This is a genomic window from Limosilactobacillus mucosae (assembly GCF_013423865.1).
Classification (GTDB): domain Bacteria; phylum Bacillota; class Bacilli; order Lactobacillales; family Lactobacillaceae; genus Limosilactobacillus; species Limosilactobacillus mucosae.
In genome coordinates this window covers 1,768,247-1,788,424 of sequence record NZ_CP058954.1, presented here as the reverse complement: position 1 = coordinate 1,788,424, position 20,178 = coordinate 1,768,247, and the positions used below count along the sequence as shown (strand labels likewise).

19 protein-coding genes, 5 tRNA genes and 1 riboswitch are annotated in these 20,178 nt (G+C 46.0%); of the genes, 19 read left to right on the top strand and 5 right to left on the bottom strand.

Annotation, left to right across the window (positions count from 1 at the left end; genetic code table 11):
• The first annotated feature begins 6 nt into the window (after nucleotides 1-6).
• Entirely contained in the window at nucleotides 7-861 is an 855-nt protein-coding gene (locus tag H0G69_RS08920) for an undecaprenyl-diphosphate phosphatase (protein WP_080890455.1), read from the top strand.
• A 168-nt stretch (nucleotides 862-1,029) separates the two neighbouring features.
• Here H0G69_RS08920 and H0G69_RS08915 read toward each other — a convergent pair whose 3' ends face one another.
• On the bottom strand, nucleotides 1,030-2,568 hold the full coding sequence (locus tag H0G69_RS08915; protein ID WP_180304730.1) for a multicopper oxidase family protein: 1,539 nt from the start codon (nucleotides 2,566-2,568) through the stop codon (nucleotides 1,030-1,032).
• 237 nt (nucleotides 2,569-2,805) lie between these two features.
• Between H0G69_RS08915 and H0G69_RS08910 the strand changes: the two genes are divergently transcribed.
• The 3 genes from H0G69_RS08910 to H0G69_RS08900 all read left to right on the top strand — a co-directional run bounded on the left by H0G69_RS08910 (nucleotide 2,806) and on the right by H0G69_RS08900 (nucleotide 4,826).
• Entirely contained in the window at nucleotides 2,806-3,282 is a 477-nt protein-coding gene (locus H0G69_RS08910; RefSeq protein ID WP_006500657.1) for a universal stress protein, read from the top strand.
• A gap of 161 nt (nucleotides 3,283-3,443) precedes the next feature.
• Complete coding sequence (locus H0G69_RS08905; RefSeq protein WP_006500656.1) at nucleotides 3,444-4,124, top strand: VIT1/CCC1 transporter family protein; 681 nt, start codon at nucleotides 3,444-3,446, stop codon at nucleotides 4,122-4,124.
• 15 nt (nucleotides 4,125-4,139) lie between these two features.
• The gene (locus H0G69_RS08900) at nucleotides 4,140-4,826 is read left to right on the top strand and encodes a VIT1/CCC1 transporter family protein (protein WP_034540744.1); all 687 of its coding nucleotides are present in this window, start codon (nucleotides 4,140-4,142) and stop codon (nucleotides 4,824-4,826) included.
• 93 nt (nucleotides 4,827-4,919) lie between these two features.
• Here H0G69_RS08900 and H0G69_RS08895 read toward each other — a convergent pair whose 3' ends face one another.
• Both H0G69_RS08895 and H0G69_RS08890 read right to left on the bottom strand, forming a co-directional pair.
• A complete protein-coding gene (locus H0G69_RS08895; protein ID WP_056967621.1) occupies nucleotides 4,920-5,633 on the bottom strand; it encodes a glycerophosphodiester phosphodiesterase in 714 nt (237 codons plus the stop codon).
• Nucleotides 5,634-5,756: 123 nt separating this feature from the next.
• Nucleotides 5,757-6,659, bottom strand: coding sequence for a cation diffusion facilitator family transporter (locus H0G69_RS08890; protein ID WP_180304729.1), 903 nt, complete (start codon nucleotides 6,657-6,659; stop codon nucleotides 5,757-5,759).
• 169 nt (nucleotides 6,660-6,828) lie between these two features.
• Between H0G69_RS08890 and H0G69_RS08885 the strand changes: the two genes are divergently transcribed.
• The 4 genes from H0G69_RS08885 to H0G69_RS08870 all read left to right on the top strand — a co-directional run bounded on the left by H0G69_RS08885 (nucleotide 6,829) and on the right by H0G69_RS08870 (nucleotide 9,573).
• The gene (locus tag H0G69_RS08885; protein ID WP_033934673.1) at nucleotides 6,829-7,494 is read left to right on the top strand and encodes a metal-dependent transcriptional regulator; all 666 of its coding nucleotides are present in this window, start codon (nucleotides 6,829-6,831) and stop codon (nucleotides 7,492-7,494) included.
• 107 nt (nucleotides 7,495-7,601) lie between these two features.
• The gene (locus H0G69_RS08880) at nucleotides 7,602-8,354 is read left to right on the top strand and encodes a threonine/serine exporter family protein (protein ID WP_034539447.1); all 753 of its coding nucleotides are present in this window, start codon (nucleotides 7,602-7,604) and stop codon (nucleotides 8,352-8,354) included.
• A gap of 12 nt (nucleotides 8,355-8,366) precedes the next feature.
• Complete coding sequence (locus tag H0G69_RS08875; protein ID WP_180304728.1) at nucleotides 8,367-8,828, top strand: threonine/serine exporter family protein; 462 nt, start codon at nucleotides 8,367-8,369, stop codon at nucleotides 8,826-8,828.
• 67 nt (nucleotides 8,829-8,895) lie between these two features.
• Nucleotides 8,896-9,573: a phosphatase PAP2 family protein gene (locus H0G69_RS08870; protein ID WP_180304727.1), complete on the top strand. Its 678-nt coding sequence runs from the start codon at nucleotides 8,896-8,898 to the stop codon at nucleotides 9,571-9,573.
• A 62-nt stretch (nucleotides 9,574-9,635) separates the two neighbouring features.
• On the opposite strand, the gene H0G69_RS08865 is transcribed toward H0G69_RS08870, so the two are convergent.
• Nucleotides 9,636-10,448 (bottom strand): lp_1002 family arylesterase, encoded by an 813-nt coding sequence (locus tag H0G69_RS08865; protein WP_180304726.1) that lies wholly within the window; start codon nucleotides 10,446-10,448, stop codon nucleotides 9,636-9,638.
• Between the two features lie 42 nt (nucleotides 10,449-10,490).
• On the opposite strand from H0G69_RS08865, the gene H0G69_RS08860 reads away from it, so the two are divergent.
• The 8 genes from H0G69_RS08860 (at nucleotide 10,491) to H0G69_RS08825 (ending at nucleotide 17,815) form a co-directional block, all read left to right on the top strand.
• Entirely contained in the window at nucleotides 10,491-10,994 is a 504-nt protein-coding gene (locus H0G69_RS08860) for a GNAT family N-acetyltransferase (protein ID WP_180304725.1), read from the top strand.
• 216 nt (nucleotides 10,995-11,210) lie between these two features.
• Nucleotides 11,211-12,734: an amino acid permease gene (locus H0G69_RS08855; RefSeq protein ID WP_045025299.1), complete on the top strand. Its 1,524-nt coding sequence runs from the start codon at nucleotides 11,211-11,213 to the stop codon at nucleotides 12,732-12,734.
• Nucleotides 12,735-12,784: 50 nt separating this feature from the next.
• Nucleotides 12,785-12,959: riboswitch (Lysine riboswitch) on the top strand.
• Between the two features lie 106 nt (nucleotides 12,960-13,065).
• Nucleotides 13,066-14,562 carry an amino acid permease gene (locus H0G69_RS08850; RefSeq protein ID WP_180304724.1) on the top strand — a complete coding sequence of 499 codons (1,497 nt, stop codon included), beginning with the start codon at nucleotides 13,066-13,068 and terminating at the stop codon, nucleotides 14,560-14,562.
• Between the two features lie 255 nt (nucleotides 14,563-14,817).
• A complete protein-coding gene (locus tag H0G69_RS08845) occupies nucleotides 14,818-15,459 on the top strand; it encodes a deoxynucleoside kinase (protein WP_180304723.1) in 642 nt (213 codons plus the stop codon).
• Nucleotides 15,460-15,523: 64 nt separating this feature from the next.
• Nucleotides 15,524-15,596: transfer RNA gene (locus H0G69_RS08840), tRNA-Val, on the top strand.
• A gap of 18 nt (nucleotides 15,597-15,614) precedes the next feature.
• A tRNA-Leu gene (locus H0G69_RS08835) sits at nucleotides 15,615-15,696 on the top strand.
• Between the two features lie 114 nt (nucleotides 15,697-15,810).
• The gene (locus tag H0G69_RS08830; protein WP_180304722.1) at nucleotides 15,811-17,154 is read left to right on the top strand and encodes a TrkH family potassium uptake protein; all 1,344 of its coding nucleotides are present in this window, start codon (nucleotides 15,811-15,813) and stop codon (nucleotides 17,152-17,154) included.
• Nucleotides 17,147-17,815 carry a potassium channel family protein gene (locus tag H0G69_RS08825; protein ID WP_006500641.1) on the top strand — a complete coding sequence of 223 codons (669 nt, stop codon included), beginning with the start codon at nucleotides 17,147-17,149 and terminating at the stop codon, nucleotides 17,813-17,815. The genes H0G69_RS08830 and H0G69_RS08825 overlap by 8 nt, the downstream gene beginning before the upstream one ends.
• Nucleotides 17,816-17,882: 67 nt before the next feature.
• Here H0G69_RS08825 and H0G69_RS08820 read toward each other — a convergent pair whose 3' ends face one another.
• Nucleotides 17,883-19,703 carry a heavy metal translocating P-type ATPase gene (locus H0G69_RS08820; RefSeq protein WP_180304721.1) on the bottom strand — a complete coding sequence of 607 codons (1,821 nt, stop codon included), beginning with the start codon at nucleotides 19,701-19,703 and terminating at the stop codon, nucleotides 17,883-17,885.
• Nucleotides 19,704-19,927: 224 nt separating this feature from the next.
• Between H0G69_RS08820 and H0G69_RS08815 the strand changes: the two genes are divergently transcribed.
• The 3 genes from H0G69_RS08815 to H0G69_RS08805 all read left to right on the top strand — a co-directional run bounded on the left by H0G69_RS08815 (nucleotide 19,928) and on the right by H0G69_RS08805 (nucleotide 20,169).
• Nucleotides 19,928-19,999, top strand: a tRNA-Gly gene (locus tag H0G69_RS08815).
• A gap of 17 nt (nucleotides 20,000-20,016) precedes the next feature.
• Nucleotides 20,017-20,090 (top strand) — tRNA-Arg (locus H0G69_RS08810).
• Between the two features lie 5 nt (nucleotides 20,091-20,095).
• Nucleotides 20,096-20,169 (top strand) — tRNA-Pro (locus H0G69_RS08805).
• The last annotated feature ends 9 nt before the right edge of the window (nucleotides 20,170-20,178 follow it).

The window sequence follows — 20,178 nt, the reverse complement described above, 5'->3', positions numbered from 1 at the left end:
AACTTAATGATAATTGAACTAATCAAGTCCTTTTTCTTTGGGCTTGTAGAAGGGATCACTGAATGGCTGCCAATCAGCAGTACCGGCCATATGATTCTGTTGGACCAGTTCGTTAAATTGGATGTGTCCAAATCGTTTTACAGCATGTTTGAAGTCGTCATCCAATTAGGGGCGATCATGGCCGTCGTTGTAATCTACTGGAAGCGCATCTGGCCGTTCCATCACAGTCAAGCCGTGGGGATTGCTGCACCTAAAGGCATCTGGCGCTATGTTGATAAAGACATCATGATCATGTGGCTGAAGATCTTTATCTCGTGTCTGCCGGCTGGGATCATCGGGGTAGCCTTCAATGATACTTTCGAACGGCTTTTCTACAACCCAGTCAGTGTCGCAATCGCCTTAATCGTTTTTGGGGTGGCCTTTATTTGGATTGAAACGGCGCACAAGGGTAAAAAAGCCAAGGTTAATTCAATTGCCGAAATTTCATATAACATGGCAGTTATGATCGGCTTCTTTCAGCTGATTGCCGCTGTCTTCCCTGGAACCAGCCGTTCTGGGGCAACGATTGTCGGTGCGCTGCTTTTGGGGGTATCACGGACGGTAGCGGCCGAATATACTTTCTTCTTAGCCATTCCAGTCATGTTTGGGGCAGCATTGTTTAAGCTGCTTAAATTCGGTCTGGCGTTTACCTCAATGGAATTTTGGATCATGATGGTTGGCTTGCTTACGGCATTTGTCTCATCGATTATCGTTATCAAATTCTTGATGCGCTACATCAAAAAGCATGACTTTAAGGTATTCGGCTGGTACCGGATTGCCCTTGGTCTGCTTGTGCTGCTGTACTTTTTGGTCTTGAAGTAGTCAAAGCAGATGGAAAATCAGACAGTCGTAGCCTGAACTTCTATTTTTCCTAAAATAAAATGGTGCTTACTCAAGTTTTAGCGGCTTGAGCAAGCACCATTATTTGTTTCCGGCAATTTTATAGCTGGCTGATCAGCAGGAAAAAAACAAAATTTCCCGGGAAATACGCTACATTTCTTCACCCATTTTGCGATAGGAATCCATCCCGCCCAGCCAGAGCTCATTTAATGGCACATGGCGTTCTTCGGCAAAGGCACGCATTAGGGTCATATGATCCATCAACTGATATTGTTTGTTGGGATTTTTGGGATCAACGACTTTTAATTGTGCCATCATGCCGCCGTCTTCATGCTCAAGAATGTGGCAGTGATACATAAAGACGCCGGGCACGTCAAACCAGACTTTAAGCAGGACGTGTTCGCCTGGATTGATGGCAATCGTATCTTTAAGCCCCAGCTCGTTTGGATTTGGCGCATGCCCATCCCGAGCTACCGTGACAAAGCCGGTTCCGTGCATGTGATATGGATGAATCATACCAGGTGCGTGATTGGTGTTTTCAATATCCCAAAGCTGAACCTTATGCATTGGCATCTGATAGTCGATACGATCCATCTTAAACTTCTTGCCGTTCATTGCAACTGCTTCGTCCATTCCATCCAAGGTTACGTAGTGAATCGGCATTTCAGAAGCTACAGCCGGATTAGGCGTTTCAAATAAGACATTAGGCAGTGCAGCGTGATCTGGTTTGAATTCGTGAATCTTAAAGCGCAGCAGCGGCGTATCGTCTGAATAGAGCACGACCTCATCACCAGGGCGATAACTGCCAAAGTCAACGATGATTTCGGCTCGTTCGGCGCACGTCAGCATTAGTTTGGTCATTTTCAACGGTTTAGGGAGCAGTGAAAGGTCACCGGCAATTTGGGTAAATGGCAGATCATCGCTAAAATGCAGCCGCCATTCACGTCGGTTGGCACCGTTTAAGAAACGCAGCCTTACTTTTTGCGTGGTAACGTCGAAGTAGGGGTTAATCGTCCCATTGATCATTGGCGTGGGGCCTAAAATACCATCTGGATCGTAGTCTTGGCGATAGTCCCATTGGTTGTCCTCGTGAAAACGGCGATCCTGCAGAATAACCGGAATGTCATCGACGCCATAGTTACGCGGCAAAGGCAGCTGAGCTTCGTGCTGGTCTTGAACGATGGCGCCACCAGCTAGTCCATGCCAGACTTGTTCGGCAGTGGCCGGACATGGATGAGCGTGCAGCCAGACAAAGGCAGCTGGTTGATGAATCGTAAATTCAACGTCGCGCGTCTGTCCAGGATAGACGGGAGCGTGACAGCCGCCATCCTCGATCGGTCCCGGAATTGCCAGGCCATGCCAGTGAAAAGTCGTTACTTCGGGCAGGTCGTTGATATAGTGAATGTGCACGGTTTGTCCATCTTTAAAGATGACGGTTTTGCCAAGCAGCGGTCCGTTATATCCCCAGGTTGCGGTCTTTTTGCCTGGCAGGAGCTGAACGGCGCCGGTTTGCGCGGTGATCGTATAGTAAACATCAGTAGCAGTTTCTTGATCGGGTTTTAAAATTTCTGGAATCCGCAGAGGCTGTTCTGGTGCGTCTGCCACCTGCAGCGGAATGTATGCACGATCATGGTAGTCAAAGGCGGCTTCATCATAACAATAGTCTTGAATCGTTTCTTGGTCGTTCATGTCAATAACCTCCCTTAAATGAATACGTTTACAAAACTATTATAACGCTAATAATCATTAATTGAACTAAATAGCCTGCAAACATTTTATGATTCATTAAATAATATTTAGGCTTGTCTAAAAAATTGAGTTTACAAAGTCGGTAAATGTAGTAACATAGACATAGATGAGTTAAATGAACATCAGTCAGTACCGGCGAGTGGCGTCGGTTTGCTATCTAAGAGAGGAGTCGTTAGTTTGTTCGACATTAAGCCAAAGAAATTTAAAAAGATTCTCGTCGGCGTTGATGATGCGCCTGACGCTCGGGCTGCCTTTTCCTACGCCGTTGATAAGGCCAAGCGCGATGGGTCTGAGATTGGAATCGTTTCGATCTTGGAGACTAACCGAGTCAACATTTATCAAGCACTGGACAAAGACTACGTTCACAGTACGGAAGATGATTTACGCAAACGCTTGAACGACTACGTGCAGGCTGCGATTGATTATGGCGTGGATCCTAAAAAAATCACGGCGATCGTTGACCAAGGCGATCGTCCCGCTGAACGAATCTGCAATCATGTGATTCCTGAATTTAAGCCAGATCTGCTGATTATTGGCTCGATTGGTAAAAACGGCAATCGTAATACGGTTGGTTCACAGGCTTCATACATGGTTAAGCATTCGGGAACTTCGGTTTTCGTGATTCGTACGGATGAGGTTACTCACTACGAATAGTCAGCTGATCAAAAATATTTTGGCAATCAAAAAGGCAAGCCGAATGCTGGTGGCGGCATCGGGCTTGCCTTTTAGTTTTAGTTGATAAAATAAAAAGCTTGTCGGTTCTCAGTTCTATGTTATAATGATTCTAAACTAGGAGAAGAAAAGAGGACTGGCTTATGAAAAAGAAAATGTCGCTGGCACAAAAAATCAATGTGCTGCGAGCCAGTGTAATGGGGGCCAATGATGGGATCATTTCGGTTGCCGGAATTGTTATTGGGGTGGCAGCCGCGACCAGCAATCCACATGCAATCTTGATTTCTGGGCTTTCCGGCAGTTTGGCTGGCACGATTTCAATGTGTATGGGTGAGTACGTTTCCGTTTCTACTGAAAAAGACTCGCAGAAGATGGCATTGATTGAAGAAAAGGAACGATTGTCAGAAGACTATGATCGTGAATTCAACTATGTCAAAAATAAGTTCTTAGCGCAAGATATTGATCCAAAATTAGCTCACCAAGCCACTAAAGAGCTGATGGATGAAGATCCGCTGGTTACGACCGTTCAAGAGCGCTATGGCTTCAATCCCAAGGAATTTACCAGTCCTTATGCAGCAGCAATTGCTTCATTGATCGCGTTTCCTCTGGGCTCGATTTTGCCGATGGTTGCTGTGATGAGCTTTCCGCATGAGATCGCGATTGCCGCTACGATTATTGCCGTTTTGATTGCCTTGATCATTACTGGCTATCTGGCAGCCGTTTTGGGTAAGTCAAACCGGTGGAAGTCAGTGATTCGCAATGTAGCATCCGGTTTTTTGACGATGCTGGTAACGTACTTGATTGGTCAGCTTTTTGCACGTTGAAAGGGGTAAGTGAAAATGGATCAAAATAAAAAGCCCAAGCAGACGATGCAAGAAAAGCTCAATACGCTGCGTGCGGGTGTCTTAGGAGCCAATGACGGAATCTTGACGGTCGTTGGCGTGCTGGTTTCGGTAGCCGCGGCAACAACGGATCAATTTACGATTTTTATCGCTGGTCTGTCGGATCTGCTGGCCTGCGCTTTTTCAATGGCATCTGGCGAATATGCATCAGTCTCTACGCAAAAGGATACGGAAAAATCAGCCGTTGCTCATGAGGAATATCTGCTCAAGCATGACTTTGAAAGCGAAGTTGTCGCAGTTCGCGATCACTACATGGAAAAAGGGGTCAGCGAGGCAACCGCAACGGCAATTGCCAAGGATCTACTGAACAAAAAGCCGCTGCAGACGGTGGTACGCGTTAAATACGATATTGAGCTGGGACATTATCTCAACCCATGGAATGCGGCCTTCTCATCCCTGGCAGCGGCGGCGGCAGGAGGATTGTTGCCGCTTTTGGCAATGGTCTTGGCACCGTTGGCCTGGCGCTGGGAAGCCGTAATTTTGGCAGTTATCCTTACCAGTGCGCTGACCGGATATATCAGTTCCAAATTAGGCAATGGCTTGGTTAAGGTAGCGATCGTCCGTAATATTATCGTTGGTATTATTACCGTTATTATTCACTACTGTGTTGGTAAGATGTTCTGATAGATCAATTTATACTAATCCGAGATGTTTATCATCTCGGATTTTTTTGTGTCAAAAAATCCTCGTCTCAGGTTTTGAAACGAGGATTTGAGACTATTGAGCGATTTGAACGTTTTTTCTTAATTGAACCATGTCTTCAAAGCGATTGGTAAAAATACCGGCAACGTTTTTTTCAAACAGCTGCTGGGCCTCTTGATCATCATTAACGGTCCAGACGCGCTGTGTAGCGGTGGTTGCTTGGTAATGATGCGGGTGAATGCCATGCAGGTGCTCTTTTTTTACGAATTCCTGGGCTTTGGGCACGTCATTTTCAGTCAGCCAGTTATAGTCCTGCGTTGCGTCAAGCTGCATGCAGTTTTTTAACGTCTGCAGATTAAATGATGAGTAGATAACCGTATGCAGCAATTGGTGTTGGTTGACCATTGGCATAACGATTTTTTCAATGTCTTGGTAGGCAATGTTGTCGGTCTTGAATTCCAGATTGATCCAGACGTCTTTGTTTTCAAATACGTCCAGCAGCTCATCCAGGGTTGGAATGGATTCACCATTGCTCAGCTTGAACTGACGCAGCTCAGCCAGCGTGTAGTCAACGATGCGACCAGTGCCATCTGTCGTGCGGTCAATGGTTTCATCGTGCATGATAACCGGAATGCGATCCGAAGTCAGATGAACGTCAAATTCAACGCCATCGATCTGGTGGGCAACCACATAGCGAAAACCGGCTAATGAATTCTCCGGAAACTTGGCAGGGTAGCCGCGGTGCCCAAAAATCTTGGTTTGGATGGCTTGATTTGATTGAGTATTCATTTTTTTACCTCTTAAAGATTGTCTTTGCTTATTTCTCGAACCGAATTATAGACGCTTGGTATGATAAAGCAATAGCAATTTGGTAAAAAACGTGTAAATTATTGATCGGACCGCTCAAACTCATTAGCACAGCTTGTCATGATCAACCGGTGGATTAAAGAGCTCTTCGTCACGTCCACGCTGGCATTCGGCCTGCAAAGTTACGTGTTTGATGTCATATTTGTCGTTTAGGATTTTTTCAACCTGCAGATAGATTTTTTCGACTTCGCTCAGCATCATATCATGGCAGTTGAGGTGTGCTGAAAAGACGATGCGGTGTTCGTCAATCGTCCAGGCATGAACATGGTGGACGCCTACGACTCCTGGTACCTGCATCAGATCATGCTTGATGGCTTCATAGTCCAGATCAGGCGACGACTGCATCAGAATGCTTAAAGTCTGCTTGATGATTGGCAAGGCTTCCTTGGCGATGTAGAGTGCAACCAGAATCGTCAGGGTTGGGTCAAGCCAGGTGATGTTGAAAAACATTAAGATCACACCGCCAAAAATTACGGCAATTGAAGACAGTGCATCGCTTAAGACGTGCAAGTAGGTAGCTTTGACGTTCAGACTGTCATGGCTGCCGCTGTGTAAAAGCTGCGCAGAAACCAGGTTGGCAATCAGCCCGATAATCGCTACGATCAGCATGATCCGACCGTTGATGTGTTCGGGATGGCTGAATCGTTTAATGGCTTCAATGATCAGCGCGATTGAAACGACAATCAAAAAGATACTGTTAGCCATTGCTGAAAGAATCTCAGCTCGCCGGTAGCCATAAGTACGTCGCCGATTTTCCGGCCGCCCCGAAATGACTTGGGCAAAGTAGCCTAAAACAATCGAAATCGAGTCCCCTAAGTTGTGAAAGGCATCGGAAAGCAGTGCCAGACTGCCGGATACCAATCCCCCAATAATCTCGACAACGGTAATCAAAACATTAAGCAGCGTCACGATTAAGAAACGCTGTTTGGAAACGTTGGACCGTTCCATAAAATCACTCCCCGCCTTAAAATAAATAAGCTAAAAATAGATTTAGGTATTCCAAATTACATTTTTATGATATGTTATAATCTGATTAGTTTCAATATGGAAAAATACATGGTTAAAAGCTCGACGACACTTACTGCCGCTGATATTTTAGGAGGAAGTTGTACAAAACATGACCCCAATGAAAGAAGACTATTTAAAGATAATTTTTGAGCTAGGCGGTGGCTATAAAAAGGTTTCTAATAAAGAAATTTCACTGGGATTGGGCATCGCAGCCGGTTCAGTAACAGAAATGATCACCAAGCTGACGGAGGAAGGCTTGGTATCTCATGAGCCATATGATGGGATCGCTCTGACACCAGAGGGAATCAAGCATGCTGCTGAATTAGTCAGAAAGCATCGTCTGTGGGAGACTTTTTTAGTTGATGATCTGCACTACAGCATGACTGATGTTCATCCAGAAGCTGAGATCTTGGAACATAATACCAGCGATCGTTTGGCAACTGCTCTGGATGCCTTTTTGAATCATCCCAAGTACTGTCCTCATGGTGGCGTTATTCCGGCTGCTAATGGCAAGTTTGACAGCGTCAGTCATCGTCTGCTGGCCGATGCAGAGGATGGTGAAACGGTCGTCATTGAACGCTTCTTGGACAATCATGAGCTGCTGACCTATTTAAATGAGGTTGGTCTTCAGCTGCATGCCAAGGTTAAGGTAATCAAACACGAACCATTTGAGGGACCGATCTTGGTTGAATGTCTGGATAATGATCAGCAGCTCAGCATTTCCTATAAGGCTTCGCATAATATTTTCGTTAATCAAGAGCCTTTGCAGGACTAGACAATTAAATCTTAAGGCTCGGGTTTAATGCATGATGCATTGAACCCTTTTGTTGTTTTAGCTGCTGCCTGGATAAATTCACCAATAATAAGGATGGATGATTGAAAGTGGAAAGCAAGGATAAAAAGAATCTTGCCATTACCGCGTGTCTACTAGCGGGGCGCTTACTGATCGAAAACGGCTCAAACATGGAACGCGTCAATGACACGATGCGACGAATGGCACTGAGCGCGCAGCTGCAAAACTTTGAGGCATTTACAACGATGACGGCGATCGTTGCCAGCGCCGAACACCTGCCAAACGCTCAGGTAATTGATATTCATCAGCGAAAATTGAATCTTAACAAGGTTGCAGCTGTCAATAGTCTTTCGCGGCAGTTTGCTGCTCATGAAATCGATGTTGAGACACTGTATGCAAAACTGCAAAAAGTTGACCAGCAGCCGCAGCAGACCTCAGATTTTGTTCAGTGCGTGGCAGCCGGCGTGCTTAGCTGGGCATTAACGATCGTTTATACTGGCAATGTCCATGATTCATTGTTTGCAGCCGTGATTGCCCTGGTGAGCTATCAAGTCTATCTGACTTTAGGAAAGCATTCCAAAGCGCGTTTTGTTAATGAGTTTTGTGCTTCTTTAGTGATTGCGCTTTTGACCGTGGGATTTGTTAGGCTGCATTGGGCCAACGACGTTAATGACATTATCATTGGCTGCGTGATGCCGTTGGTTCCAGGGGTTCCTTTGACCAATGCGGCTCGTGATCTGATGTCTGGTGATCTGATCAGTGGCACGTCACGCGCGGTTGAAGCCACGCTGACGGCAATTGCCATTGGCTGCGCAATCGTTTTTGTGTTGCGATACGTTTGAGCGAGGTAGAGCATGGAAAACTTTTGGGTTAGATTAATCTTTGAATTTGTGCTGGCTGACCTTTCGACAATTTGTTTTGGAATTTTACTGAACATACCGCGCCGGGCCTATCATTGTGCAGGTGCAATCGGTGGTACCAGCTGGGCGTTTTACTGGGCAGTCTATTATCAGCTGCATCTGGGGCTGGCTTTAAGCAATCTGCTGGCTGCCATTATGATTGGCGTCTTGAGTATGGCGGCCGCCCGCTGGCAAAAAATGCCGATGATCATCTTTAACGTTCCCGCGCTGGTGCCACTGGTTCCTGGTGGACAAGCCTATAAGATGGTGCGCAGTTTTGTTTTGGGCAGCAACGGTGCGGCATTGGTATATCTTTATCAGATTTTGGTAATTGCTGGTGCGATTACGCTGGGCTTTGGTCTGGGTGATCTGATTAATCGACTGTTATTCTCTGAACACCACTTTAGGAACCGGTAGGGTGTGATATAATTAAATTTATTGTGGCTGATGTCATGACAAGATCCAACAAAGGAGCAATTTTAACATGCTGATAGGACAAGATCCGAATCGTTGGAAGCGGTTCATGGTAAGCTTTGTATTGTTTTTGATTGTCGCTGGTATGGTAATGAGCAACTCAATGATCCTGCAGGTTTTGGATTCGGTTTTCCAGGCGCTGCTGGCACCAAATCCTAACCATACGCCCAATGCAACCTATCATATAATGGTAGTCGTTTCGTTTTTGGGCAGCCCTAAGATGGCCCTTGTCTGGATGCTGATCATCACCTTTTTTCTCTGGGGCTTCAAATATAAGGTACCGGCACTCTGGGCTTGGCTAACGCTGATTGTCGGTGACCTTTTAGATGAGATCGTCAAGTACCTGGCTAAGCGGGATCGGCCCCTGCAGCATCCGACTGGCGACCATGGCTACAGTTTTCCCAGTGGACATGTGATGGGGACGTTTCTGGTGGCTGCCGTGCTGTTTTTGATCGTGGTGCCATTGATTAAAAATGCTGCAGTGCGGGTGATTTGCCAGCTGCTGTTGATCATGGCCGTTTTCTTGGTAGCCGTTTCGCGCATCTATCTTTATGCTCACTATCCGTTTGATACGGTCGGAGCGATGCTGCTGGCCTATGCCTGGCTGCAGATTTCCGAGACGCTTTACCTAACGTTTGCCAATGATATAAAAAGACGTTGGCGCAAGACCGCTAATTCGAAACTTTGAATCAAAATACCCAGTGTCTCTTTTAAAATCGACACCGGGTATTTTATATTTCCTGGGTAATTTTATTTAAATAGATCGTCAAGCCACTCACATGCCAGTTCAACCCAGTGGGCAACGTGGGGCTGATCAACATCATCATGATGGGCAACCAAGGCATTGGCAATGTCCATTCCATGCGGGCCATGCGCAAAAACGTGCAATTCTTGGGGAATCTGATGGGCCAGCAAAGCTTGGCTGTAGCTAAGCGTATTTTGCACTGGTACAACCTGATCGGTAAAAGTCGTCCACATAAAGGTTGGCGCGTTTAAGTCGTTGACATGTGCCGCGGCATTATAACGAGTTGGATCATCGGCCCACTTGGCACGCGTTGTAGCGTCTTTAGGAAAGCCAAGGTTAAGGTCGATGACGGGATAGCCTAGGATAACCGCATTGGGGCGGAGCTGATCGCTGGCAGCGCCACTGAGTCTGCTGAGCCACTCTTCATGCCAGTAGTCATTATACAGCGCGGTAACCTGACCGCCAGCTGAAAAGCCTATGATCGTCAGCTGATCAGTTTTTAAATGCCAGGCTGCGGTTTGTTTTCTAAGCAGCGCAACGGCTAATGCCAGATCGATCAGTGGATTTGGATAAACCGGCTGACGCTCGCTGGTGAAGGTATAGCGCAGCACGAAAACCTGAAAGCCACGAGCTGAAAAACTGAGCGCAGTCTTCTCAGTTTGTTCGACTGGAATATGCGTCATTGAGCCGCCAGGGACAAAAATCAGTGGACGGAACTGCTGCACCGGCGATTTGGGAACAGGTGTCTGCAGATAGCCAGTCAGCACAGCTTTGGTTTGATAGCTTGCGGTACTTAAATTTTTTTGAATGATTTCCATTAAAAACACTCCTGAAAAAAGATCCTGGTAGGTGAAATTATAATGCACAAACAATTGCTTTGGCCAATCAAGACTGCCCGTCTCGTAATTAAAATGGGCTGTCAAGATGATCTTCAGGCTGTCTTGAAGCTATTAAGCGATGGTGAACTGGTTAGATTAAGCGGACTGCAGCTGCCAGATGATCAAATGATGCGCGGCTGGGCGGTCAATAACTGGCTTGGGCAGCAGCAGCTTTTATTAATTACTGATCCAGCTGGGCAGCTGGTCGGTTTGATCAGCTTATTCCCAATATATGCAAGTGATGGAAACTATCAGGCCCACGCTATGGAGCTGGGATATTTACTGAGACGCGATCGTTGGGGAAGAGGAATTATGAGTGAGGCGCTCGCAGCTTTTTTGCAAGCGTTGGCAAAAAATAGTGATATTAAGCGGCTGCAGGCGTATGTGGCCATTGATAACCTACGTTCGAGATCTTTATTGAAAAAGTTTAAATTTGATCAGATCGGTAATGAAAACGGTTATTTGAAAATGGTTAAAGCTTTATAATTACATGCATAAACTTGTTTAAATATTTATTTTATTGTATAATCTTTTTTGTTGTCGCAGATAAGCCAATTTGGGCAGATAGTCCAATTGATATGGCTTTTTTGCTGAAATTGCGCTAAAATGTTTAATCATATTAAGTATGCACACCTTATACTTTATCCATGAGAAATGTATAACTGGCGCTCGAAATTGTCATAGAGGAGGAATCCATTTACGATGAGTGGAGAGGCAAAGAATGGTGGTACGGAAGGTCAGACAATAACTGGCAATTCCGGCCATATGAAACGGACGCTGCAGACGCGGCACCTGTCGATGATTGCTTTGGGCGGTTCAATTGGTACCGGGATGATGATTGCCAGTGGTTCGGCAATTTCAACGGCTGGGCCTGGTGGGGCTTTGGTCGCCTACAGCATGATGGGAATCATGGTTTACTTTTTGATGACCAGCCTGGGTGAGATGGCAACCTATATTCCATTGACGGGATCGTTTGCTACCTACTGTACCAAGTTTGTTGACCCAGCATTGGGTTTTGCCATGGGTTGGAACTACTGGCTGAACTGGGTGATTACGATTGCCGTTGACGCGGTTACCTCTGGAGTTATCATTCAATTCTGGTGGCCCCAGTTTCCTGAATGGATTTTTAGTGGCTTTGTTTTGCTGGTAATCTTTTTGATCAATTATCTGTCAGTACGCTCATATGGTGAGACTGAATACTGGCTGTCAATCATTAAAGTCGTGACGATCATTGTCTTCTTGATTGTTGGTTTTATGATTATTTTTGGGATTATGGGTGGTCAAGGACCAATCGGCTTAAAAAACTTCCATTACAAAAAAGCACCGTTTGTTGGCGGCTTTCCCAGCATCCTGACCGTTTTCTTGGTAGCCGGGATGTCATTTCAGGGTACTGAACTGGTCGGCATTACGGCTGGTGAATCCGCCACGCCGGAAAAATCCGTTCCAAAGGCCATTCATTCAACCTTCTGGCGGATCTTGCTGTTCTACATTCTTTCAATCTTTGTCATGGCCTGCATTTTGCCATATACCGACAAAAACCTTTTGAGCAGCAACGTTCAAGACGTGGCGATGTCGCCATTTACGATTGTCTTTAAGCGAGCCGGCCTGGCAGCGGCAGCCAGTGTGATGAACGCGGTAATCTTGACGGCCGTGATTTCTTCAGCCAACTCAGGACTTTATGCCTCAACGCGGATGCTGTTCTCGCAAGCACGAGAAGGCTATGCATGGCGAGGGTTTGGCTACGTTAATAAGCGGGGGATTCCAATCTACGCGCTGCTGGGGACGATGGCCGTCTCGCTGGCGATCTACCTGCTGCATTTTGTCAGTGCCAACGCCTACAACTACCTGATTGATGCATCCGGGTTGTCTGGCTTTATCGCCTGGCTAGGGATTGCAATGGCTCACTACCGGTTCCGGCGGGCCTTTGTTGCACAGGGACATCAGCTGAGCGAGCTGAAGTATCATGCGACCATGTTCCCATTTGGTCCAATTTTTGCTTTTGTCTTCTGTATGATTGTGATTGTTGGTCAAAACATTCCAGCATTCATTCACTTAGATTGGGACAACATCTTGATTACCTACATGGCAGTGCCGATCTTCTTGATCCTGTTCTGCTACTACAAGTTCCGCTATAAGACGCACCTGCTTTCGCTGCAGGAAGCCGATTTATCGCGCAGCTCGCGTGGTGAGAAGTACATTACTGCTGATGGTAAAGAAATCAAGTAGAAAATTAAAACTTGCTTAAAATCAAAAGTGAGTTATAATCAAATAATGTGTAAAAGAGAAGAGGTGCGAGTCTCATCAGTAGACCAGGCTGGATGCTTCAGAATCAATGCCTGGCTGAAAGGGATGCTCGCCGAAACGCGTATCGACTGAAGGCTTTACGCGTTGGGCCGTAGTTAAATAAATTACGGACTGTCGCAGAAGCTTCTGCGGGGCGCTTCCATGATTGATTCAACAATTACGAAGTTAAGTTGAGTCGACAAGCAGGGAAGTCCTGGCTTGCCGGCTCTTTTTGTTTGCCTTTCTCGCCAATAAATTTGAGGAGGATTTTTTCATGAGCGAAAACAGTCATGAAGGCAGTGAGGGTCATATTCAACGGACATTGAAAACGCGCCATCTGTCAATGATTGCTCTTGGCGGTACGATTGGGACGGGACTGTTTATTGCCAGCGGTTCGGCAATCTCAACGGCCGGCCCGGGTGGTGCTTTAGCAGCTTATGCCATCATGGGGATCATGGTTTATTTCTTGATGACCAGTCTGGGTGAGATGGCCACCTATATTCCAGTCTCGGGTTCTTTTGCCACCTATTCAACAAAGTTTGTTGATCCGGCATTAGGTTTTGCCATGGGTTGGAATTATTGGTTTAACTGGGCCATTACGATTCCAGTTGACGTAACGACGGCGGGGCTGGTTTTCCAATATTGGCTGCCGCATTTTCCAAGCTGGCTGTTTAGTACGTTTGTCTTGCTTGCGATTTTTCTGATCAATTATCTTTCAGTTCGTTCATATGGTGAAACGGAATATTGGTTATCTTTGATCAAGGTCGTAACGGTCGTCATCTTTTTGGTCGTTGGGGTCTGCATCATCTTTGGAATCATGGGTGGTCAAGGACCGGTTGGCATGAAGAATTTCCACTACAAGGACGCACCGTTCGTTCATGGCTGGTCAGGGATTTTGAGTGTGTTCTTAGTTGCTGGGTTCTCATTCCAAGGTACTGAATTGATTGGAATTACGGCTGGTGAAGCTGCTACGCCGGAAGAATCGGTTTCCAAGGCTATTCATTCAACTTTTTGGCGGATTTTGCTGTTCTACATTTTTGCAATCTTTGTCATTGCCTGCGTTCTGCCATATACCAACAAAAACTTGTTGAATTCAAACGTGCAGAACATTACGATGAGTCCATTTACGATTGTCTTTAAGCGGGCAGGGATGGCAGCAGCGGCCAGTGTCATGAACGCGGTTATCTTAACGGCCGTGATTTCGGCAGCCAACTCTGGCCTGTACGCCTCGACGCGGATGCTGTTCTCACAGGCGCGGGAAGGCTATGCCTGGAAGATCTTTGGCTATGTCAACAAACGTGGGATTCCAATCTATGCATTGTTGGGCACCATGGTTGTCTCGTGTCTGGCTTATTTGACACAGTTTATCGGTCCCGAAGCATATAATTACCTGATTGGGGCATCTGGTCTGTGCGGTTTTATTGCTTGGCTGGGAATTGCCGTTTCGCATCTGCGCTTCCGGCGAGCCTTTATTGCGCAGGGACATCAGGTTGGCGAATTAAAGTATCATGCTACGCTGTTTCCGTTTGGCCCAATCTTTGCCTTGATCTTGTGTGTCGTCGTAATGTGTGGTCAAAACATTGATGCCTTTATCAAGATGGATTGGTCAAATATCGCCATCACCTACATGGCCGTACCATTGTTCTTGATTTTATTCATCTACTATAAGGTTCGTTACAAGACGCACTTGATTCCTCTCAAGGACGTTGATCTGTCACGGAGCAACAATAGTGAGTCATTCGTTTCTGAATCGGAAAAAGAAGCTGAATAATTATCGAATCCTCGCCGGTTTTGGCGGGGATTTTATTGTGGGGGCTGTTGATGATGATGCAGACTGTAAAAATGCGATCAGCCAAAAGCCATTTAGTGCTAAGCAGTAAAATATTAAAAAAAAGGACGGCTCGTTGATTAGTTGAGACTTTATGATGTTGACTGATAAATGAAAAACATTTTACTCACGGTGGCGGATCAAAGATGATACAATATAGCTCGTGTCTTTTTAGAAAATGGAAAAAGGGGAAAAGCAATGATTGTACTAGCAGGAACTATTGGTGCGGGAAAAACCAGTTTAACGCGGATGCTGGCTGATCATTTGGACAGTCAGGCTTTCTATGAATCGGTTGATGACAATGAAATCCTGCCGCTGTTTTATCAAGATCCTAAGAAATACGGCTTTTTGCTGCAGATCTACTTTTTAAACAAACGCTTGGCCGAGATCAAGAATTCATTTGATAATGATCTGAACGTTTTAGACCGCTCAATTTTTGAAGATGCCCTGCTTTTTCGGCTGAATGCCGATTTGGGGCGAGCTACACAGACTGAAGCTGACATCTATTCCTCGCTTTTGGGCAATATGATGGAAGAATTGCCTCAGCAGGCACATACTAAAGCACCAAGTCTTTTGATCAGTATTCAGGTCTCATTTGAAACGATGCTGAAGCGAATCAAGAAACGCGGCCGTTCGTTTGAACAGATTGAAAATGACCCAAGTCTTTATGAATACTATCGCGAGTTGAATCAGCGCTATGTTGACTGGTATGCCAGCTATGATGAAAGTCCTAAAATGCTGATTGATGGAGACAAATATGATTTTGTCGAAGATCCCTATGCAGCTGATCAGGTTTTGCAATTGGTTGATGATAAGCTGACGGAACTGAACCTAAAGTAGTTGAGTTCTTGACAGAGTTTATTCAGATATGTATAATTAAACTGTTGATTTTCATATCTGATACGGAGGATTAGCTCAGTTGGGAGAGCATCTGCCTTACAAGCAGAGGGTCACAGGTTCGAGCCCTGTATCCTCCATTTTTTAATGCTTTACTTGCGGATGTGGCGGAATTGGCAGACGCGCAAGATTTAGGTTCTTGTATCTTATGATGTAAGGGTTCGAGTCCCTTCATCCGCATTATTATTAAACGGCTGTCCTGAAGTAAGGTACAGTCGTTTTTTGATTTATTTTGCGTTTGATCGCTGATATAGTTGTTCTTAGAAGTTTTAATCGGGAAAGGAAGCCATAAAAATGATCACGTTTGGTCGTTATCGCCTTTCATTCTCAAAAGCCTTGACGTTTGGGTTCTTGATCGTGATTGCAATCGGTACGCTGCTTTTAATGCTGCCGATTGCAATCAAGCCTGGCGAGGACCCATCATTTATGACGGCATTTTTTACCGCGACCAGTGCAACCTGCGTGACTGGACTGACGCTGGTTGATACGGCGACTCACTGGTCTTTGTTTGGTCAGCTGGTAATTACGGCTTTGATTGAGATTGGCGGACTGGGTTTTATGACGTTTGCAATCATGATGTTTTTGTTTGCGCGTCAAAAGATCAGGCTTTCAGCACGTCTGTTAGCCCAAGAATCATTGAACCTGCAGTCGCCAGCACAGATTACTATTGTCAATCTAATCGTTGGTCTGTCACTGATCATTCAAGCTTTAGGCGCCTTGCTGCTGTGGCCTGATTTTGGCCACCGGTTTGGTTTGATCAAGGGGCTATGGTACAGTATCTTTCACTCGATCTCAGCTTTTTGTAATGCCGGTTTTGATCTGTTTGGCAACAGTCTGGCGTCATTTGCCGATGATACATATGTCTTGTTTATCATGGCGGTTTTGATTATTGCTGGTTCATTTGGTTTTTTGGTTTGGCGTGATCTATTGCTTTATCGAAAAAAGCATCGGTTGTCGCTGCATACCTCACTGGCGCTGTCGACTGGCGCCATTATCCTGCTGTTATCACTGATGAGCTATTTTTTGACTGAAAATAATCTAGCTGCTCAGTTTCCACATATGTCAGTCGAGCATCGTTTCATCAATACTGTTTTTATGGCTATTACGCCACGGACAGCCGGTCTGACGACTTTTTCCTATCAAAATCTTTCACCGGCTGGCATCGCGGTAACGGTAATCTTGATGTTTATTGGTGGGACGCCAGGATCAACGGCTGGTGGGATCAAAACGACTACGGTTGGGCTGTTGACGCTGCAGAGTATTGCCACTTTAAAAGGTCAGCGCGATACGGTTTTTGGCAGACGCCGCTTTAAAGAAGAAAATATTTTTCGGGCGCTGACGCTGGTTTTTGTTGCCTTTGCAATTCTTGCCGCGGCAATCCTGCTGTTGTGTCTGACACAGCATTTGCCAGCCAATTTTACTTTGGAAGATATTATTTTTGAAGTTATGGCTGCTTTTGGGACGACGGGTATCAGCATGGGGGTTACGTCGCATTTGAATCTGTTTGGCAAACTGATCATTATGGCATTGATGTTTATCGGTCGGGTTGGCATCTACACCGTAATGTTTACGGTTTTAAATGCTCATCCAAAGCAAAAGAACTATCGCTATCCGGAAGAAGGGGTTTTGATTGGCTAATAAAAACAACTATGCAGTAATTGGTATCGGTCAGTTTGGCAGCTCGGTCTGTGAAACTTTGGCCGAGGCGCATCAAGATATTTTGGCCATTGATAAGAATGAAGATGTCGTCAATGAATATGCCAATATGGTAACGCGAGCAGTCATTGCCGATGCTCAAGATGAAGAAGCGATGCGCGAGCTGGATCTAGGGAGCTTTGACAATGTCTATATTTCGGTGGGCAATATTCAGGCCAGTATCATGGCAACCCTGATCGTTAAAGAGTTGGGCGCTAAAAACATTATCTGTAAGGCAGAAAACGAAAATCATGCCCGGGTGCTGGAAAAAATTGGGGCTGACTATGTCGTGCGTCCGGAACGTGACATGGCCAGACGAATGGTATTTCATCAGCTGCATTTAAATATTGCCAACTATTTGATCTTGAATCATGAACTGACGCTGGCCGAAATCGAGGTTAAGAGTCCAGATTTCTGTGAGCATACGCTAAAAGAGCTTAATCTGCGCGATACTTATCAAGTCAATGTGATTGCCATTGTCAGCGGAGAGCAGGTTAACAAGCTGCCACAAGCCGACGACATGCTTCATTATGGCGATCATATCTCAGTTGTTGGGGATGTCGGATCGATTCAAAAGCTCAGTTCGGTAATCGCTAATGAATAAATGATCTAATCATAAAAACAGCGCTGTGCAGACTTTAGTGTCCAACACAACGCTGTTTTAAGTTGGGTCAGTCATCAATATCAGACGTCCCGTGACGAGCTCTTAATGCCCAAAGAATCGAGACGGTATCAATTACTTCCTGCAGCATTGCCCCGATAAATGCAGGGATGATGCCAAATGCGGCAATCAGCATTAAAACCGTACAGATACCGATACCGATCAAGACGGCCTGTTGAGCAATGCGCATGGTTTCTTGTGAGATCGTAACGGCAATGGCAACCCGGTGCAGGTCATCTTTAACGATTACCAGATCGGCAGACTCACTGGCTGCCGTTGATCCATGAGCACCCATGGCGATTCCGACATCGGCAGTTGCCAATGCGGGTGCATCATTGACGCCATCACCAACCATTACGACAGGACGGCGATTTTCCGGAACGTTTTTTAAGGCCGCAATCTTTTGTTCGGGCAATAGGTCAGCTTTTACCTCATGGATGCCGACCAGTTTAGCAACGTGCTGCGCAATGGCTTTTTGATCGCCAGTCAGCATAACCAGGTGCTCGACGCCCAGCTGACGCAGCTGCTCCATAGTACGTGGCGCTTCAGGACGAATCTGATCTTGAAAAATCACGCAGCCCCAATACTGATCATCCACGCTGACATAGATTGCAGTCTGAGACAGCGGCTTTTGGGTCGTATCTGGATCAGCAAAGATCAGCTTGCCGACCTTGACTTGTCGACCATCAACGATTGCTAAGATCCCGTTGCCGACAACCTCTTTTAATTCACTGGCAGAACTAAGCGGAATCTGGTGTGCTTGCGCATAGGCGACGGTTGAACGGGCAAGGATATGTGGCGACTGGTCCTCGGCACTGGCAGCAAAGTGCAGCAGTTCCTTAATGTCGATTCCCTTGGCCGGTTCAAGATGATCAACGGTCAACCGGCCGCTGGTAATCGTACCGGTTTTGTCAAAGGCCATGGTTTTCGGATGCGCCATTTTTTCCAGGACGCTGCCAGTCTTAACGATGATCCCGCTGCGTGAGGCCCGACTCATCCCCGAAACGATGGCAACTGGCGCCGCTAAAATCAGTGGACATGGTGAAGCGACAACCATTACTTGAGCGAAACGACTGGGATCTTTGCTGACGATCCAAGCGATGCCACCAATTACAAGGGCAGCCGCAGTAAAGGGAACGGCATAGCGGTCTGCCAAACGGACAAAGTGAGCCGGGGTGTTCTCCGCCTCTTTAACCAGGGCCACCAGTTTTTGATACTGACTGTCACGCGCTAATTTGACTGCTTTAATGACGATTGCCTGATCGCCGTTCAGCGAGCCTGACATTACCTGATCGCCAACCTGCTTATCGATTGGCTTTGATTCACCGGTCAGCGATGATTCGTTGACCTGCGTATTGCCTTTAATGATTTCGCCATCAATTGGTACCAGCTCGCCAGGCTTAACGACGATCGTATCGCCAACCTTAACCTGGTCGACATGAACGTCTTCAATCCGATCGTTCATCAGCCGGTGTGCAGACTGCGGCGAGTTGTCAAGCAATGCCTTAAGCTCAGAGTTGGCCTTACGAGAGGCATAGTCTTCCAAAGCGTCGCCACCGACCAGCATTACTAAAATCACCATAGCGGCCCAATACTCACCGACGCTTAGAGTGGAGACAACGGCGATGATTGCCAGCAGGTCAACGCCATAGCGACCGCTTTTAAGAGTATGGATCATCTCAATCAGCATTGAAAGCGCGATACCGGCTCCCACGATGGTTACCAGAATCTGGGCAGCCAGTGCCTGCTTAAAAGCGTATTGCAGGAGCACGGCTACTAAGGCGACAGCTAAAATCATGAACAATTTTTGCCGATGCGAGAATTTTTTCATAATTTTCAGCTCCTTTCCCCAAATTTTGTCTTAATTATAACGCTATTCAGCAACCGCTTCCAGATGTCGGCTTGAGGCAATCTGCCAAGTTGGTTTCATTCAGGTCAAAATTAATAAATATCGGAATAATTGACGAAAATATAAAATTAGTATTGACATTAAACGTTTTTATCGGTAATATATATAACTGTTGATACGTTATCAGCGAATTTAAATAAACATTTGCGGAAGTAGTTCAGTGGTAGAACATCACCTTGCCATGGTGGGGGTCGCGGGTTCGAATCCCGTCTTCCGCTTGATTCCATTATTTCATGCACCCATAGCGCAATTGGATAGAGTGTCTGACTACGAATCAGAAGGTTGAAGGTTCGACTCCTTCTGGGTGCATTAATCGGGAATTAGCTCAGCTTGGTAGAGCGCTTCGTTCGGGACGAAGAGGTCGCAAGTTCAAATCTTGTATTCCCGATTCATTAAT

Coding starts and splice junctions, on each gene's coding strand:
- H0G69_RS08905 (WP_006500656.1), top strand. CDS start 3,444: ATGAAAAAGAAAATGTCGCTGGCACAAAAAATCAATGTGCTGCGAGCC.
- H0G69_RS08865 (WP_180304726.1), bottom strand. CDS start 10,448: ATGGAAATCATTCAAAAAAATTTAAGTACCGCAAGCTATCAAACCAAA.
- H0G69_RS08890 (WP_180304729.1), bottom strand. CDS start 6,659: ATGGAACGGTCCAACGTTTCCAAACAGCGTTTCTTAATCGTGACGCTG.
- H0G69_RS08870 (WP_180304727.1), top strand. CDS start 8,896: ATGCTGATAGGACAAGATCCGAATCGTTGGAAGCGGTTCATGGTAAGC.
- H0G69_RS08920 (WP_080890455.1), top strand. CDS start 7: ATGATAATTGAACTAATCAAGTCCTTTTTCTTTGGGCTTGTAGAAGGG.
- H0G69_RS08900 (WP_034540744.1), top strand. CDS start 4,140: ATGGATCAAAATAAAAAGCCCAAGCAGACGATGCAAGAAAAGCTCAAT.
- H0G69_RS08850 (WP_180304724.1), top strand. CDS start 13,066: ATGAGCGAAAACAGTCATGAAGGCAGTGAGGGTCATATTCAACGGACA.
- H0G69_RS08895 (WP_056967621.1), bottom strand. CDS start 5,633: ATGAATACTCAATCAAATCAAGCCATCCAAACCAAGATTTTTGGGCAC.
- H0G69_RS08860 (WP_180304725.1), top strand. CDS start 10,491: ATGCACAAACAATTGCTTTGGCCAATCAAGACTGCCCGTCTCGTAATT.
- H0G69_RS08830 (WP_180304722.1), top strand. CDS start 15,811: ATGATCACGTTTGGTCGTTATCGCCTTTCATTCTCAAAAGCCTTGACG.
- H0G69_RS08885 (WP_033934673.1), top strand. CDS start 6,829: ATGACCCCAATGAAAGAAGACTATTTAAAGATAATTTTTGAGCTAGGC.
- H0G69_RS08915 (WP_180304730.1), bottom strand. CDS start 2,568: ATGAACGACCAAGAAACGATTCAAGACTATTGTTATGATGAAGCCGCC.
- H0G69_RS08875 (WP_180304728.1), top strand. CDS start 8,367: ATGGAAAACTTTTGGGTTAGATTAATCTTTGAATTTGTGCTGGCTGAC.
- H0G69_RS08845 (WP_180304723.1), top strand. CDS start 14,818: ATGATTGTACTAGCAGGAACTATTGGTGCGGGAAAAACCAGTTTAACG.
- H0G69_RS08855 (WP_045025299.1), top strand. CDS start 11,211: ATGAGTGGAGAGGCAAAGAATGGTGGTACGGAAGGTCAGACAATAACT.
- H0G69_RS08820 (WP_180304721.1), bottom strand. CDS start 19,703: ATGAAAAAATTCTCGCATCGGCAAAAATTGTTCATGATTTTAGCTGTC.